At 68.4% G+C, this 14,722-nt stretch carries 12 protein-coding genes, 2 tRNA genes and 1 rRNA gene; 8 read left to right on the top strand and 7 right to left on the bottom strand.

Annotation, left to right across the window (positions count from 1 at the left end):
• From ligA to ENE75_RS07825, 6 genes are read right to left on the bottom strand one after another with little or no spacing between them, the layout of a single operon-like run.
• Positions 1-441: a protocatechuate 4,5-dioxygenase subunit alpha gene (gene ligA, locus ENE75_RS07850; RefSeq protein WP_128197544.1), complete on the bottom strand. Its 441-nt coding sequence runs from the start codon at positions 439-441 to the stop codon at positions 1-3.
• Positions 438-1,355, bottom strand: a complete 918-nt coding sequence (locus ENE75_RS07845) for an amidohydrolase family protein (protein ID WP_128197541.1) — start codon at positions 1,353-1,355, stop codon at positions 438-440. Before ENE75_RS07845 ends, ligA begins: the two co-directional genes overlap by 4 nt.
• Positions 1,352-2,254: an NAD(P)-dependent oxidoreductase gene (locus tag ENE75_RS07840; RefSeq protein ID WP_128197539.1), complete on the bottom strand. Its 903-nt coding sequence runs from the start codon at positions 2,252-2,254 to the stop codon at positions 1,352-1,354. Before ENE75_RS07840 ends, ENE75_RS07845 begins: the two co-directional genes overlap by 4 nt.
• Before the next feature lie 5 nt (positions 2,255-2,259).
• Entirely contained in the window at positions 2,260-2,943 is a 684-nt protein-coding gene (gene ligK / locus ENE75_RS07835; RefSeq protein ID WP_128198233.1) for a 4-carboxy-4-hydroxy-2-oxoadipate aldolase/oxaloacetate decarboxylase, read from the bottom strand.
• A 2-nt stretch (positions 2,944-2,945) separates the two neighbouring features.
• The gene (locus tag ENE75_RS07830; protein ID WP_128197536.1) at positions 2,946-3,974 is read right to left on the bottom strand and encodes an amidohydrolase family protein; all 1,029 of its coding nucleotides are present in this window, start codon (positions 3,972-3,974) and stop codon (positions 2,946-2,948) included.
• A gap of 20 nt (positions 3,975-3,994) precedes the next feature.
• A complete protein-coding gene (locus ENE75_RS07825; protein ID WP_128198232.1) occupies positions 3,995-4,660 on the bottom strand; it encodes a substrate-binding domain-containing protein in 666 nt (221 codons plus the stop codon).
• Between the two features lie 142 nt (positions 4,661-4,802).
• Here ENE75_RS07825 and ENE75_RS07820 point away from each other — a divergent pair, with 142 nt between their 5' ends.
• From ENE75_RS07820 to ENE75_RS07805, 4 genes are all read left to right on the top strand, one after another.
• On the top strand, positions 4,803-5,735 hold the full coding sequence (locus tag ENE75_RS07820; protein WP_128197534.1) for a LysR family transcriptional regulator: 933 nt from the start codon (positions 4,803-4,805) through the stop codon (positions 5,733-5,735).
• A gap of 42 nt (positions 5,736-5,777) precedes the next feature.
• Positions 5,778-7,469 carry an ExeA family protein gene (locus ENE75_RS07815; RefSeq protein ID WP_128197532.1) on the top strand — a complete coding sequence of 564 codons (1,692 nt, stop codon included), beginning with the start codon at positions 5,778-5,780 and terminating at the stop codon, positions 7,467-7,469.
• Between the two features lie 75 nt (positions 7,470-7,544).
• On the top strand, positions 7,545-8,153 hold the full coding sequence (locus ENE75_RS07810; protein ID WP_128197529.1) for a general secretion pathway protein GspB: 609 nt from the start codon (positions 7,545-7,547) through the stop codon (positions 8,151-8,153).
• A 156-nt stretch (positions 8,154-8,309) separates the two neighbouring features.
• Complete coding sequence (locus tag ENE75_RS07805; RefSeq protein WP_128198231.1) at positions 8,310-9,854, top strand: protein adenylyltransferase SelO; 1,545 nt, start codon at positions 8,310-8,312, stop codon at positions 9,852-9,854.
• Positions 9,855-9,867: 13 nt separating this feature from the next.
• Here ENE75_RS07805 and glmS read toward each other — a convergent pair whose 3' ends face one another.
• On the bottom strand, positions 9,868-11,721 hold the full coding sequence (gene glmS / locus ENE75_RS07800) for a glutamine--fructose-6-phosphate transaminase (isomerizing) (protein ID WP_128197526.1): 1,854 nt from the start codon (positions 11,719-11,721) through the stop codon (positions 9,868-9,870).
• 139 nt (positions 11,722-11,860) lie between these two features.
• Here glmS and ENE75_RS07795 point away from each other — a divergent pair, with 139 nt between their 5' ends.
• The 4 genes from ENE75_RS07795 (at position 11,861) to ENE75_RS07780 (ending at position 14,637) form a co-directional block, all read left to right on the top strand.
• On the top strand, positions 11,861-12,391 hold the full coding sequence (locus tag ENE75_RS07795; protein WP_128198230.1) for an Lrp/AsnC family transcriptional regulator: 531 nt from the start codon (positions 11,861-11,863) through the stop codon (positions 12,389-12,391).
• Positions 12,392-12,879: 488 nt separating this feature from the next.
• Positions 12,880-14,408: ribosomal RNA gene (locus ENE75_RS07790) — 16S ribosomal RNA — on the top strand.
• Between the two features lie 70 nt (positions 14,409-14,478).
• Positions 14,479-14,555 (top strand) — tRNA-Ile (locus ENE75_RS07785).
• A gap of 6 nt (positions 14,556-14,561) precedes the next feature.
• Positions 14,562-14,637 (top strand) — tRNA-Ala (locus tag ENE75_RS07780).
• Positions 14,638-14,722 lie beyond the last annotated feature (85 nt).

The following is a 14,722-nucleotide window of genomic DNA, read 5'->3' as shown; positions in this document are numbered from 1 at the left end:
TCAGAAGCCGGGTTTGGCCGCGCTGCCCTGCGGCTGGTGCTGCGGTTGCGCCGTGCCGTCCTCGCCGAGCACGCGGTTGCCTTCGACCGAACGGCCACCGCCGATCATCATGTCGCGGTACTCCTCCTCGGTCATGCCGGTCATCGAGCCGGCCATCTGCTGGAAGCTCTTGCCGTGCGTGGCGCCGAGCTTGGCCAGGAAGTAGATGTTGCCGCCCTCGGCGATGCAGCGGTTCAGGTCGCGCGCCAGCACGGCCTGCTTCTGCGCTTCCGTCATCGGCCATTCGTCCAGGTAGGCGCGCTGGTCGGCCAGGAAGCGCTCGCGGTTGGCGGCCTTCATCAGGCTCATGCAGAACTGGTTGAGCCAGTAGCCCTTGCGGGACTGGTCGGCGTCGAAGATCGTCGTGCCGGGCACGTCGAGGTACGGCTTGTCGAGGCTCATCGGGATTCTTCCGGCCAATACAGGCGCATCGGGTTGTCGACCAGCAGTTGGCGCTGCAGTTCCGGGGTGACCGCGATGTGCGGGATGAAGTCGACGAGCAGGCCGTCGTCGGGCATGTGGTCCTTCAGGTTCGGGTGCGGCCAGTCGGTGCCCCACAGAACGCGGTCGGGGAAGGTTTCGACGACACGGCGGGCGAACGGCACCACGTCGCGGTAGGCGGCCTGCTCGCCGTTCAGCGCGCGCGGGCCGCTGACCGACAGCCGCTCCGGGCAGCTGACCTTGCTCCAGACGTTGGGATGCTCGCGCATGAACTTCAGGAACAGCGCGAACTCCGGTCCGTCGACGGGCTTGGTGACGTCCGGCCGGCCCATGTGGTCGACGACCACGGTGGTCGGCAGCGCGGTGAAGAAGTCCCACAGCTCGGGCAGATCCACCGCCTCGAAATAGATGACCACGTGCCAGCCCAGCGCCTTGATGCGCCCGGCGATCTCCATCAGCTCGTCCTTGGGCGTGAAGTCCACCAGCCGCCTGACGAAGTTGAAGCGCACGCCGCGCACACCGGCGGCGTGGAGTTCCTCCAGCTCATGGTCGGTGACGCTGCGCCGGACGGTGGCCACACCACGCGCCTTGCCGCCGCTGCTGCGGCAGGCGTCGGCCATCGCGCGGTTGTCGGCGCCATGGCAGGTGGCCTGCACGATGACGTTGCGCGCAAAGCCCAGGTGGTCGCGCAGCGCGAACAGCTGCGCCTTGCTGGCGTCGCAGGGCGTGTACTTGCGTTCCGGCGCATAGGGGAACTGGTCGCCGGGGCCGAACACGTGGCAGTGCGCGTCCACGCTGCCGGGCGGCAGCTGGAAGCGGGGCTTGCTGGGGCCGGCGTACCAGTCCAGCCAGCCCGGGGTCTTCTCGAAGCTCATGTCTTGTCGTCTCGGTTCAGGATGCGGTCGGCTTCCAGGCGCCAATCCGCACTGCGCGCGAAGCCCGGTGTGCCGCGGGTGCCGAACAGGCCGGCGTCGGCCAGGTCGGCCACCCAGGCCTGGCGCTCGGCGGTGCCGCTGGCGCTCCAGGGCTCCAAGCCGGCCTCGCGCACGGTGACGGCGACCTCGCGCACCTCTTCACTGCGGCGGCGGCCGTGCTCGATGACGCGCTGAAAGAAGTAGCTCGCCTGCTTTTCCCAGTCGATGCCGGGGAAGGTCTCCTGCAGGCTGGCGACCACGGCGTCTTCCACGCCGTAGTGGCGTGCGGCGGTGAAGCTCTCGATGACCATGGCCTCCAGGCCCTTGATCATCACGCTGCGGCACATCTTGGTGGCGCTGGCCACGCCCAGGCGCGCGTCGTGCACCTTGGGGGCGAAACCCAGGGCCTGCAACCGCGGCGCCAGCACTTCGGCATCCGGGCCACCCAGCAGCAGCGGCACCTTGATTCGGTAGGGCGGCACCGAGGTCATCACCGCGCCTTCGACATAGCGCCCGCCGGCGGCGTTGACCACGCCCGCGGCGCGGATCTTGGCGCCGGGCGAGGCGCTGTTGAAGTCGAGGAAGAAGGCGCCGTCGGTCATGCCCGGCGCGCAGGCCTCGGCCACGGCCACGGCCTGGCTGGCGGTGACGGCGGAGATCACCAGATCCGCGCCCTCTGCGGCCTCGGTGTGCGATGCCGCGAGCGCGACGCCGAACTGCAGCGCGTGTTCACGCAGTGCTTCGCCGAGTTCGCCGCGCAGCTTCAGGTCGTAGGCCACGACGGCGACGTCCTGAGCACGCAGGTCCTCCGCGAGGATCCGGCCAACCTCGCCGTAGCCGATGAGCGCGATGCGCCGCATGCCGCTCAGTCGATGTACTTCAGACCCGCAGCCGCCAGCGGCTCGCGCATCTTGTACATGTCCAGGCCCAGCGTGCCCGCGGCCAGCTTGGCGCGCTTCTCGCCTTCGTTGGCCTCGCGCTTCGTGGCCGCCTCGAGCGTGGCCTCGGCCATCTTGCGCGGTACGCAGACAACGCCGTCGTCGTCGGCCACGATCACGTCGCCCGGCGTCACCCAGGCGCCGGCGCAGACCACGGGGATGTTCACCGAGCCCAGCGTGGCCTTGATCGTGCCCTTGCTGCTGATGGCCTTGCTCCAGACCGGGAAGCCCATCTCGGTCAGCGTCTTCACGTCGCGCACGCCGGCGTCGATGACCAGCGCGCGGGCGCCGCGGGCCTGGAACGATGTGGCCAGCAGGTCGCCGAAGTAGCCGTCGGTGCACTCGGCGGTGATGGCGGCCACGACGATGTCACCGGGGCGGATCTGCTCGGCCACCACGTGCATCATCCAGTTGTCGCCCGGGTGCAGCAGCACTGTGACTGCGGTGCCGGCCACCTGCGCGCCGGGGTAGATTGGGCGCATGTAGGGCTTCATCAGGCCCACGCGGCCCATGGCCTCGTGCACGGTGGCGCTGCCGAAGTGCGCCAGCTGGTCGGCCAGGTGGGCCGGGGTGCGCTCGATGTTGCGGTAGACGACGCCGAGTTCGTACATGGTCACTTGCCTTTCTGCTTCAGGGCCGCATCCAGGCGGGGATAGACGCGCCGTGCGTTGCCTTCGTAGATCTGCTGCTTCTGCGCCGCCGTCAGCTGCGTGCTGGCCTCGATGTAGCGCTTGGTGTCGTCGTAGTAGTGCCCGGTCTCGGGGTCGATGCCGCGCACGGCGCCGATCATCTCGCTGGCGAACAGGATGTTGTCTACCGGGATGACCTTCGTGAGCAGGTCGATGCCCGGCTGGTGGTAGACGCAGGTGTCGAAGAACACGTTGTTCAGCAGGTGGTCCTTGAGCAGCGGCTTCTTCAGCTCCTGCGCCAGCCCGCGGTAGCGGCCCCAGTGGTAGGGCGCGGCGCCGCCGCCGTGCGGCACGATGAACTTCAGCGTCGGGAAATCGGTGAACAGGTCGCCCTGCAGCAGCTGCATGAAGGCCGTGGTGTCGGCGTTGATGTAGTGCGCGCCGGTGGTGTGGAAGCAGGCATTGCAGCTGGTGCTGACGTGCACCATCGCCGGGATGTCGTACTCCACCATCTTCTCGTAGATGGGGTACCAGGCGCGGTCGGTCAGCGGCGGGCTGGTCCAGTGGCCGCCGGACGGGTCCGGGTTCAGGTTCAGCGCCACGTTGCCGTACTGCTCCACGCACTTCACCAGCTCGGGGATGCAGGTGGCCGGGTCCACGCCCGGGCTCTGCGGCAGCATGGCGGCGGGGATGAAGTGGTCGGGGAACAGCTGGCTGACGCGGTAGCAAAGCTCGTTGCAGATGGCGGCCCAGGTGCTGGAGACCTGGAAGTCGCCGATGTGGTGCGCCATGAAGCTGGCGCGCGGGCTGAAGATGGTCAGGTCGCTGCCGCGCTCGCGCATCTTGGCCAGCTGGTTGGTCTCGATGGTCTCGCGGATCTCGTCGTCGCTGATCTTCAGGTCCGAGGCCTTGGGCATGGCCGACGGGTCCTGGATGCCGGCGATCTGCGCGTTGCGCCAGGTCTCCAACGCCTTGGGCGCGGTGGTGTAGTGGCCGTGGATGTCGATGATCACGGGGTCGTCTCCTGGATGAATCAGTCGTCGCGCGCCGGCGCCATGCCGTGGCGCTGCTTGGCGTCGTCGGCTTCTGGCGAGGCCATGTAGGCCAGCATCGCGCGCACCACGTCGCCGTTGGGCGACACGGCCGCGACGCCGGCCGAGAAGGTGGTGATGAACTCGGCGCCCGGCGGCAGCAGGCCCAGCACGTCGATGCCGGGCAGGCTGATCAGCTCGCTGAGCTGCTGGAAGCCCAGCGCCACGCGGCCATCGGCCACCAGCTGGCCCACCGGCACGCCCGGCGGCGGCACGACGATGCGCTCGCGCACCTGGTCGGCGATGCCCCAGCGCGCAAACAGCGCCGCCAGGTGGTTGCCGCTGGGGCCGGTGGAGTAGCCCAGGGTGGGTGCGGCCAGCACGGCCTGCTTCAGCGCCGCTTCGGTGGACACGTCGGGGGGCGGGGACCCGCTGCGCACGGCCAGCGCCACCGGCGAGCGCACCAGATCCACCCGGCCCGGCTGCACATGGCCCGCGGCGATCAGTTTGTCCAGGGCATCGGAGGCGAGGATCACCGTGTCGAACGCTTCCCCCGCGGCGACGCGCCTGGCCGCATCCACGCCGCCGACAGACGTGATGTCGATGCGCACGCCGGCGCGCGCCGCGTAGGCCTCGGCCAGTTCCGCCAGCACGGCGCGGGTGGCCATCGACGAGATGCCGGTGAGTGTCCCGACCACGTTTGTCTCCGTTGGCGTGGGGATGAGAGCCTGGATTCTTGGCCGCCACGAGCCATGCATCAACGCTATTTCTGATCTAGCTGTCAGAACGATTCGGCATGACAATGGCGTCATGGACCTGAAGCAGCTGGAGTACTTCGTGCACGTGGCGGAGCTGGGCAGCTTCACGCGGGCGTCCACCTTCCTGCGCGTGGCGCAGCCGGCGCTCAGCCGGCAGATCCGCGCGCTGGAGGTGGAACTGCGGCAGGCGCTGTTCGAGCGCAACGGCCGCGGTGTCACGCTCACCGAGCCCGGCAAACGGCTGCTGGCGCACGGCCGCGGCATCCTGCAGCAGGTGGAGCGGGCGCGCCAGGACATGGAGGACGAGCGCGGCGCCATCAGCGGCCACCTGGCCGTGGGCATGCCGCCCAGCGTGAGCCGGGCGCTCACGGCGCCTCTGGTGGCGGCCTTCCGCGCCCGCTTCCCGAAGGCGACGCTGACGGTGGTGGAGGGCCTGTCCACCTACATGCTGGAATGGCTGCAGATCGGCCGCATCGACTGTGCGGTGGTCTACAACGTCACGCCGTCCCCCGCCATCGACCTGCTGCCGGTGCTCGACGAAGTGCTCTACCTGGTGTCGGCCCGCACCCCGGGCCAGCCGCTGATCGGCCCGCCGCTGCCGCTGGCGGAACTGGGCGGGCGGGAGCTGGTGATGCCCAGCCGGCCGCATTCGATCCGCATGCTGCTCGAAGGCGCGCTGGTGGCCGAAGGGCGCAAGCCGCGCGTGGGCATCGAGATCGAGAGCGTGGCCGCCATCCTCGACCTGGTGCAGACCCAGGGCCTGCACGGGGTGCTCACGCTCAACGGCGTGCGCAGCCATGGGCCGGAAGAGGCCTTCCAGGTGCGGCCGCTGGCGCCGGAGCACGGGGGGCGGCTGGTCACCACGCAATGGATCGCCACCTCGGCCCAGCGCCCCAGCGGTGCGCTGCTCACGCAGTCCACCGCCCTGCTGCGCGAGCTGATGCTGGAACACTGGTCCGTGCCCGGGGAGCCGGCAGCGGGCTGACCGGGCCGGCCTTCGGCGTGTGCGCGGGTATGCTCGCCGCCCATGTACAACGCGCTGTTCGGGCTGACGCAGGATCCGTTCTCGATCGCGCCCGATCCGCGCTTCCTGTACATGAGCGAGCGCCACCGGGAGGCGCTGGCCCACCTGCTCTACGGCGCCCAGGGCGGCGGCGGGCTGGTGCTGCTGACCGGCGCCGTGGGCGCCGGCAAGACCACGGTCTGCCGCTGCTTCGTCGAGCAGCTGCCCAAGTCGGTGGACCTGGCCTACGTGTTCAATCCGGCACTCAGCGTGCCGGAGCTGCTGGCCACCATCAGCGACGACTTCGGGCTGCAGGTGCCGGCGCAGGCTTCCGTGAAGGCGCACGTCGATGCGCTCAACGACTTCCTGCTGACGCGCCACGCCCAGGGCCGCAGCTGCGTGCTGGTGATCGACGAGGCGCAGAGCCTGGCGCCCGCGGTGCTGGAGCAGCTGCGCCTGCTGACCAACCTCGAGACCGACACCCGCAAGCTGCTGCAGATCGTGCTCATCGGCCAGCCGGAGCTGCGCGACCGCCTGGCCGAGCCGGCGATGGAGCAGGTGGCCCAGCGTGTGATCGCGCGCTACCACCTGGAACCGCTGGCCGAGGCGGAGACCCCGGTCTACGTGCGCCACCGCATGGCCGTGGCCGGACTCAACGGCGCGCTGCCGTTCGACGACGATGCGCTGCGGCGCATCCACCGGCTCACCCGTGGCGTGCCCCGGCGCATCAACCTGCTCTGCGACCGGGCCCTGCTGGGCGCCTATGCGAGGCAGCGCAACACGGTCAGCGCGGCGATGGTGGAGCAGGCGGCGCGTGAAGTCTTCGGCGATCCGGGCGCGACGAGGCACGACCGGCCGGCTGGCCGCTGGCCCTTGGCCGCAGCCGGGCTGGCCGTCGGGCTGGGGGTGGCGGCCGTGGGGGGCTGGTGGCTGCTGGGCCAACGGCCGGGTGATGCCGGGGAGCCGGCAGCCTGGGCGGCTGCCGATGCCCCGGCCGTGGCAGGCCCCGGTGCGTCGGTGCCGGGGCCATCGGTGCCCGCCATGACGCCGGGTACCGCGCCGGCACCGATGCTGGACGCCGCGGCCCTGGTGGCGCGCACGGGCTGGGCGGATCGCAATGCCGCATGGCAGGCACTGGCCGGCCTGTGGCGCCCGGGTGCCGAGGGGCCGACCGAACTGCCCGCCGGCGCGGACGTCTGCGGTCGCCTGGCGCCAGCGGGCATCGCGTGCCATGAGGGCAGCGGCACGCTCTCGCTGCTGCGCCAGCTCGACCGTCCCATGTGGCTGGCACTGCAACTGGGTGCGGCCGCACCGTCGCCCGTGGTGTTGACGGGGCTGGGCGAACGCGAGGCCGACCTGCTGCTGCCCGACGGGCGCGTGCGCGTGAGCCTGGCCACGCTGACGGCGCGCTGGACCGGTGATTTCGGCACCCTGTGGCGGCTGCCGCCGGGCCTGGCCGCCGGGGCGCGCCTGGACGACGGCTCGGCGGCGGCCGTTTGGGTGCTGGACCGGTTGCGCGACGAACAGCAGGGTGCCTTGCCGGCCGATGCGTCGGCGACCCTGCGCATCCAGGCCTTCCAGCGCTCGCAGGGGCTGGCGGTGGACGGGCTGGCGGGGCCGCTGACGCTGATGCAACTCAACCGCGCGGCGGCGGTCGACGAGCCCCGGCTGAGCAACCCGCCGATGCCGGGTGGACCGCAGGAGGACACGCGATGACCGAAGCCCTGGTGCCCGTCGATCACAGTGCACGTCGGGTCTGCCCGACCTGTTTATTGGCGGGGGCCTAGCGCCATGTCCTATGTGCTCGACGCCTTGCGGCGTGCCGAATCGGAACGCCAGCGTGGGCAGGTGCCGCACCTGCATGCGCCCGCCGGGGCCGACATGGCCACGCCGCCCGAGGTGGGCGCCGCTTCTCGGCCCGGCGCGCGGGCTGCGGCCTGGACCATGCTGGCACTGGTGCTTGCGGCGGTTGCCACTGGCGCCTGGTGGTGGTTCGGCCCTGTGTCACCGCCTCCGGCTGCCGCAACGGCGACACCCGATGCGCTGGCGCTGCCTGCGGCCGACCCGAACGCGCGGTCGGTCGTCACTCCCCCGGCGCGTGCCGCGGTGGCGGTGCCGCCGCCGGTGGCACTGCCCGAACCCGCCCCGGTGCGGCGGTCCACCACCGCAACGCCTGCGGTGGCGCCGCCGAGGCCGGCCATGCCGGCGATGAGCTTCGGCGGCGCCTTCGACTCACCCGACCCCCGCGCCCGCATGCTGATCATCAACGGCCAGGTCTGGCGTGAAGGCGATGAGCCGGTGCCGGGCTGGGTGCTCGAACGGATCGGGCTGCACCAGGCACGGTTCAGCGTGCAGGGGCGGTCGGTCGAGGTGGTCTACGCCGCCGGGCCGGGCCGGTGACGGATCTGGTGGGGCCGGCCCATGGCGCCGCACCCGCAGGCGCCAAGGTCTGCCGGGCTCGACGGCGAGGCTGGCCGCAGGGTCCGGAACGCCGACCCCGCCCTGACCAGGGGCACGCACAGCGGTCACACTGGCGGGATGACTGATCCAGCGGCCATGGCCGACACGCCGGTTTTCCCCTTCGACAACAGCTTCGCGCGCGAGCTTCCCGCTGCGGGCGTGACCTGGCCGCCGGCACCGGTGGCCGCACCTGCCCTGGTGTACCTCAACCGCCCGCTCGCGGAGGCGCTGGGGCTGGACGCCGAGGCGCTGGACTCGGCCGCCGGCGCCGCGGTCTTCGCCGGCAACCGCGTGCCGGCCGGCGCGTCGCCGGTGGCGCAGGCCTATGCGGGGCACCAGTTCGGCGGCTTCTCGCCGCAGCTCGGGGACGGGCGCGCGCTGCTGCTCGGCGAGATCGTCGGGCGCGACGGCCTGCGTAGGGACGTGGCCCTCAAGGGTTCCGGGCGCACCCCGTTCTCGCGCGGGGGCGACGGCCGGGCCGCGCTCGGCCCGATGCTGCGCGAGGTGCTGATCGGGGAGGCCATGCACGCGTTGGGCGTGCCGACGACGCGCGCGCTCGCCGTGGCGGCCACGGGCGAATCGGTGCGCCGCGACCGGGACCTGCCCGGCGCCGTGCTGACGCGCGTGGCCGCCAGCCATCTGCGCGTGGGCACGATGCAGTACTTCGCCGCCCGTGGTGACCTGGCGACGCTGGCGCAGGTGGCCGACTACGCGATCGCCCGGCACGACCCGGACCTGTCCGGCCGGCCGGATCGCCACCTGGCGTTCCTGGAGCGGGTCGCGCGGCGGCAGGCGGCCTTGCTGGCGCGGTGGATGAACCTGGGCTTCATCCACGGCGTGATGAACACCGACAACATGACGCTCTCGGGCGAAACCATCGACTACGGCCCCTGCGCCTTCATGGAAGCCTACGACCCGGCCGCGGTCTTCAGCAGCATCGACCATGGCGGGCGGTACGCCTATGGCAACCAGCCGCTGATCGCGCGCTGGAACCTGGCGCGGCTGGCCGAATCGCTGCTGCCGCTGGTGGCCGACGTCGACGACGAGCGGGCGGTCCAGCAGGCGGTGGCCGGGGCCACGGCCGTGATCGACGCCTTTCCGGCGTGGTACGACGAGGCGCTGCGCCAGGGCCAGCGGGCCAAGCTGGGCCTGCGGACTGCCGCCGATGGCGATGCCGCGCTGGCCGACGATCTGCTGGGCCTCCTGCACGCCCAGGCGGTGGATGTCACCCTGGCCTGGCGCCGGCTGGCCGATGCCGCGGAGGGGCGGGCCGAGGCGTGGCTGGCGCTGTTCCCGCAGGCCGGACCGGCCGCGGCGTGGCTGGATCGTTGGGCGAGCCGCTGCGCGGACGACGATGCGGCTTCCGGAGTGCCGGCAGCCGACGTGGCAGCTGACGTTCCGGTTCACGCGGCGCTGCCGCGCGGCCTGGCGCTGCGCGCCGTCAACCCGTTCCTGATCCCGCGCAACCACCGGGTGGAGGAGGCGCTGGCTGCCGCATCCGATGACGGCGACCTGCAGCCCTTCCAGCAGCTGCTGCAGGCGTTGCAGCAGCCGTACGAGGAGTCGCCGGCGTCCGTGCCGCTCGCGCAACCGGCGCCGGCCTCGGTGACCGCCGCCTACCAGACCTTCTGCGGCACCTGAGGCCTCTGCCGCGTCACTCCACCGTGACGCTCTTGGCCAGGTTGCGCGGCTTGTCGACGTCGGTGCCGCGCGCGCAGGCCGTGTGGTACGCCAGCAGTTGCAGCGGCACCACGTGCAGGATGGGGCTCAGCGCGCCGTAGTGTTCCGGCATGCGGATCACGTGCACGCCGGGTTCGCTGTCGATGCGCGTGTCGCCGTCGGCGAAGGCGTAGAGCTGCCCCCCACGCGCGCGGACCTCCTGCATGTTGCTCTTGAGCTTTTCCAGCAGGGTGTCGTTGGGCGCGATCGTGACCACCGGCATCTGCTCGGTCACCAGCGCCAGCGGGCCGTGCTTGAGTTCGCCTGCCGGGTAGGCCTCGGCGTGGATGTAGCTGATCTCCTTGAGCTTGAGCGCACCCTCCAGCGCGATCGGATAGTGCAGGCCACGGCCCAGGAACAGCGCGTTCTCCTTGCGCGCGAACTCCTCGCTCCAGGACATCACCTGCGGTTCCAGCGCCAGCACGGCCTGCAGCGCCAGCGGCAGGTGGCGCAGGGCCTTCAGCTCCGCCGCCTCGCGCTCGTCGTCGAGCTTGCCGCGCACCTGGGCCAGGGCCAGCGTCAGCAGGTACAGGCCGACGAGCTGGGTCGTGAACGCCTTGGTGGAGGCCACGCCGATCTCGACGCCGGCCCGCGTGATGAAGGCCAGGGCGCACTCGCGCACCATCGCGCTGGTCGAGACGTTGCAGATCGTCAGCGTGTGCTGCATGCCCAGCGACCGTGCGTGCTTGAGCGCCGCCAGGGTGTCGGCGGTCTCACCGCTCTGGGTGATGGTGACCACCAGCGTGCGCGGGTCGGGGACACTGTCGCGGTAGCGGTACTCGCTGGCGATCTCCACCGTCGTCGGGATGCCGGCGATCGACTCCAGCCAGTAGCGGGCCGTCGATCCCGCGTAATAGCTGGTGCCGCAGGCCAGGATCAGCACCCGGTCGATCTCCTTGAAGATGCGGTAGGCGCCGTCACCAAAGAGCTCCGGGCTGATGCCGGCCACGCCGTCCAGCGTGTCGGCGATGGCCTTGGGCTGCTCGAAGATCTCCTTCTGCATGTAGTGGCGGTAGGGGCCCAACTCGGCGGCGCCGCTGTGGGCCTGCACCACCTTCACCGGGCGGTCCACCGGGCGCCACTCGCCGCCCGGCTGCTGAGCGCTGATCCAGGCCCGGCCCATCTGCAGGTCGACGACGTCACCTTCCTCCAGGTAGACGATGCGGTCCGTCACGCCCGCCAACGCCATCGCATCGGAGGCCAGGAAGTGTTCCTGGTCACCGACGCCGAGCACCAGCGGTGAACCCGCCCGGGCACCCACCACGCGGTGCGGTTCGTCCCGACAGAACACCGCGATCGCATAGGCGCCGCGCAGCTTCGGCAGGGTCTGCTGCACCGCTTCCAGGAGGTCGCCGTCGTAGTGAAGCTGCACCAGGTGCGCGATCACCTCGGTGTCGGTCTGGCTGGTGAACCGGTAGCCGCGGGCCTGCAGGTCAGCGCGTAGCTCGTCGTGGTTCTCGATGATGCCGTTGTGCACCAGCGCAATGCGACCGACATCCGACTGGCCACCCGGCCCGGTGGAAAAGTGAGGATGCGCGTTGTGAACGGCCGGTGCGCCGTGCGTGGCCCAGCGCGTGTGGGCGATGCCCGTGCCGCTGCTCAGTTGGTCGGCATCCGTGGCGGTCTGCAACTCGGCCACGCGTGAGGTGCTGCGGGACCGCCTGAGCTCGCCGTCCTGGTGCACGGCCACACCGCAGGAGTCGTAGCCCCGGTACTCCAGGCGACGCAGGCCCTCGATCAGGATGGGAACGATGTTGCGCGTGCTGACCGCGCCGACGATGCCGCACATGGGAAGCCTTGCCCGAAGCCGTGAAAGTCCCCGATCCTAGGCAGGTGTAGTGAAATTCGATTGCAAAAATGTCGCGACTTTCGACCCGGCACGCACATGGGTACCGACACTGAAACAATATTGCACCAGAGAGTTCAAGATGAAATCATCCAGCGTGAACCACGTCACATTCGATGCGGCGGATCTGCGTTTGCTGGCGCTGCTGCAGCATGATGCGGGGCAATCCAATCAGGAACTGGCCGCTCAGGCGCACCTTTCGACTGCCACCTGCCTGCGCCGGGTCCGACGATTGACGGAGTTGGGCGTGATCCGGGCGCGCGTCGCGCTGCTGGATCCCGATCGGCTTGGCCCCTCGATCCAGGTTGTCTGCGAAGTGACGCTGGACAGACAGGGGTTGGAGCACGTGGAGGCGTTCGAGCGACTGGTGATGGCGCACCCGGCCGTGCGCCAGTGCTACAGGGTGTCGCCTGGCCCGGACCTGGTGCTCGTGGCCGAGGCTGCTGACATGCCAGCATGGACTGGCGTGGTCGCCGAGCTCTTCACGCAACAGGCGAATGTGCGCAACGTGAAGACCTTCTTCGTCCTGCGCAGGACGAAGTACGACACCTCGAGCCTGCTCCCCTCGCCACCGGAGGCTGCTGCCACGTCGTACAGGTGGGCTCCTGGTTGACCCCGGACCCTGGTCGGACACGTCGCCGATCGGGCCTGCTTGCGCGATGGGAATCCGCTGTGCTACAGTCGCGGGCTACGCTGGACGAAAGGCGGCGATGCAAGGCGGGCCAACAAAGCCGCCGAGTGACGCAGCAAAGAATCGATTGGCGGAGAGCTGAAAAGCCGAGTGCTTGACAGGGTCAAAAAAACCAGGTCATAATCGCAGGCTCTGCTGATGACAAAGCGCTGACAACAGCGACGCGACAACAGCAAGACAGCAAAAGCCGAGTGCTTGACAAGGTTTTAAAAACATGTCATAATCGAGGCGTGCGCCGAAAGGCGCGCTGAGACGAAAGTCGAAGCAAGCTCTTTAACAACATACAGCCGATAAGCGTGGGCGTTTGAAGGCGAGTGCCAAGAGTCGCAAGACTCGTGGTCGAAAGACCTCAAACGCTCATGGAAACTGAAGTGAAGTTCACTTCGATTCCGTTGAGCAATTTCAAGATCGAACTGAAGAGTTTGATCCTGGCTCAGATTGAACGCTGGCGGCATGCTTTACACATGCAAGTCGAACGGTAACAGGCCTTCGGGTGCTGACGAGTGGCGAACGGGTGAGTAATGCATCGGAACGTGCCCAGTAGTGGGGGATAGCCCGGCGAAAGCCGGATTAATACCGCATACGACCTACGGGTGAAAGGGGGGGATCGCAAGACCTCTCGCTATTGGAGCGGCCGATGTCAGATTAGGTAGTTGGTGGGGTAAAGGCCTACCAAGCCTGCGATCTGTAGCTGGTCTGAGAGGACGACCAGCCACACTGGGACTGAGACACGGCCCAGACTCCTACGGGAGGCAGCAGTGGGGAATTTTGGACAATGGGCGCAAGCCTGATCCAGCCATGCCGCGTGCGGGAAGAAGGCCTTCGGGTTGTAAACCGCTTTTGTCAGGGAAGAAATCTTCTGGGCTAATACCTCGGGAGGATGACGGTACCTGAAGAATAAGCACCGGCTAACTACGTGCCAGCAGCCGCGGTAATACGTAGGGTGCAAGCGTTAATCGGAATTACTGGGCGTAAAGCGTGCGCAGGCGGTTGTGCAAGACAGGTGTGAAATCCCCGGGCTTAACCTGGGAACTGCACTTGTGACTGCACAGCTGGAGTGCGGCAGAGGGGGATGGAATTCCGCGTGTAGCAGTGAAATGCGTAGATATGCGGAGGAACACCGATGGCGAAGGCAATCCCCTGGGCCTGCACTGACGCTCATGCACGAAAGCGTGGGGAGCAAACAGGATTAGATACCCTGGTAGTCCACGCCCTAAACGATGTCAACTGGTTGTTGGGAAGGTTCCTTCTCAGTAACGTAGCTAACGCGTGAAGTTGACCGCCTGGGGAGTACGGCCGCAAGGTTGAAACTCAAAGGAATTGACGGGGACCCGCACAAGCGGTGGATGATGTGGTTTAATTCGACGCAACGCGAAAAACCTTACCTACCCTTGACATGCCAGGAACTTGCCAGAGATGGCTTGGTGCTCGAAAGAGAACCTGGACACAGGTGCTGCATGGCCGTCGTCAGCTCGTGTCGTGAGATGTTGGGTTAAGTCCCGCAACGAGCGCAACCCTTGCCATTAGTTGCTACGAAAGGGCACTCTAATGGGACTGCCGGTGACAAACCGGAGGAAGGTGGGGATGACGTCAGGTCATCATGGCCCTTATGGGTAGGGCTACACACGTCATACAATGGCCGGTACAGAGGGCTGCCAACCCGCGAGGGGGAGCCAATCCCAGAAAACCGGTCGTAGTCCGGATCGCAGTCTGCAACTCGACTGCGTGAAGTCGGAATCGCTAGTAATCGCGGATCAGCTTGCCGCGGTGAATACGTTCCCGGGTCTTGTACACACCGCCCGTCACACCATGGGAGCGGGTTCCGCCAGAAGTAGGTAGCCTAACCGCAAGGAGGGCGCTTACCACGGCGGGGTTCGTGACTGGGGTGAAGTCGTAACAAGGTAGCCGTATCGGAAGGTGCGGCTGGATCACCTCCTTTCTGGAAAAAGCACTCAAGTTCAAGCGCTCACACTTATCGGCTGTTGTTGACGACAGATCACCTGACGTGAGGGTCTGTAGCTCAGTCGGTTAGAGCACCGTCTTGATAAGGCGGGGGTCGTTGGTTCGAATCCAACCAGACCCACCACACAAGGGGGGTGTAGCTCAGCTGGGAGAGCACCTGCTTTGCAAGCAGGGGGTCATCGGTTCGATCCCGTTCACCTCCACCACCCACTTCAGCGGACACTCCAGCACATGCGTCAGTCGCGTGTGCTGCAGTGTCCGATCCTTGATCGGCTGTCGTTCTTTAACAAT

Source organism: Rubrivivax albus (genome assembly GCF_004016515.1).
GTDB lineage: Bacteria > Pseudomonadota > Gammaproteobacteria > Burkholderiales > Burkholderiaceae_C > Rubrivivax > Rubrivivax albus.
Note: the sequence above shows the minus strand (reverse complement) of the source record. Positions and strands in the feature narration are given on the sequence as shown.

What these genes read in the sequence shown, in the direction of transcription:
- ENE75_RS07840 (WP_128197539.1), bottom strand. Translation starts at nt 2,254, where the DNA reads ATGCGGCGCATCGCGCTCATCGGCTACGGCGAGGTTGGCCGGATCCTC.
- ENE75_RS07825 (WP_128198232.1), bottom strand. Translation starts at nt 4,660, where the DNA reads ATGGCCACCCGCGCCGTGCTGGCGGAACTGGCCGAGGCCTACGCGGCG.
- ENE75_RS07805 (WP_128198231.1), top strand. Translation starts at nt 8,310, where the DNA reads ATGGCCGACACGCCGGTTTTCCCCTTCGACAACAGCTTCGCGCGCGAG.
- ENE75_RS07820 (WP_128197534.1), top strand. Translation starts at nt 4,803, where the DNA reads ATGGACCTGAAGCAGCTGGAGTACTTCGTGCACGTGGCGGAGCTGGGC.
- ENE75_RS07795 (WP_128198230.1), top strand. Translation starts at nt 11,861, where the DNA reads ATGAAATCATCCAGCGTGAACCACGTCACATTCGATGCGGCGGATCTG.
- ENE75_RS07815 (WP_128197532.1), top strand. Translation starts at nt 5,778, where the DNA reads ATGTACAACGCGCTGTTCGGGCTGACGCAGGATCCGTTCTCGATCGCG.
- ligA (WP_128197544.1), bottom strand. Translation starts at nt 441, where the DNA reads ATGAGCCTCGACAAGCCGTACCTCGACGTGCCCGGCACGACGATCTTC.
- ENE75_RS07845 (WP_128197541.1), bottom strand. Translation starts at nt 1,355, where the DNA reads ATGAGCTTCGAGAAGACCCCGGGCTGGCTGGACTGGTACGCCGGCCCC.
- glmS (WP_128197526.1), bottom strand. Translation starts at nt 11,721, where the DNA reads ATGTGCGGCATCGTCGGCGCGGTCAGCACGCGCAACATCGTTCCCATC.
- ENE75_RS07810 (WP_128197529.1), top strand. Translation starts at nt 7,545, where the DNA reads ATGTCCTATGTGCTCGACGCCTTGCGGCGTGCCGAATCGGAACGCCAG.
- ligK (WP_128198233.1), bottom strand. Translation starts at nt 2,943, where the DNA reads ATGTACGAACTCGGCGTCGTCTACCGCAACATCGAGCGCACCCCGGCC.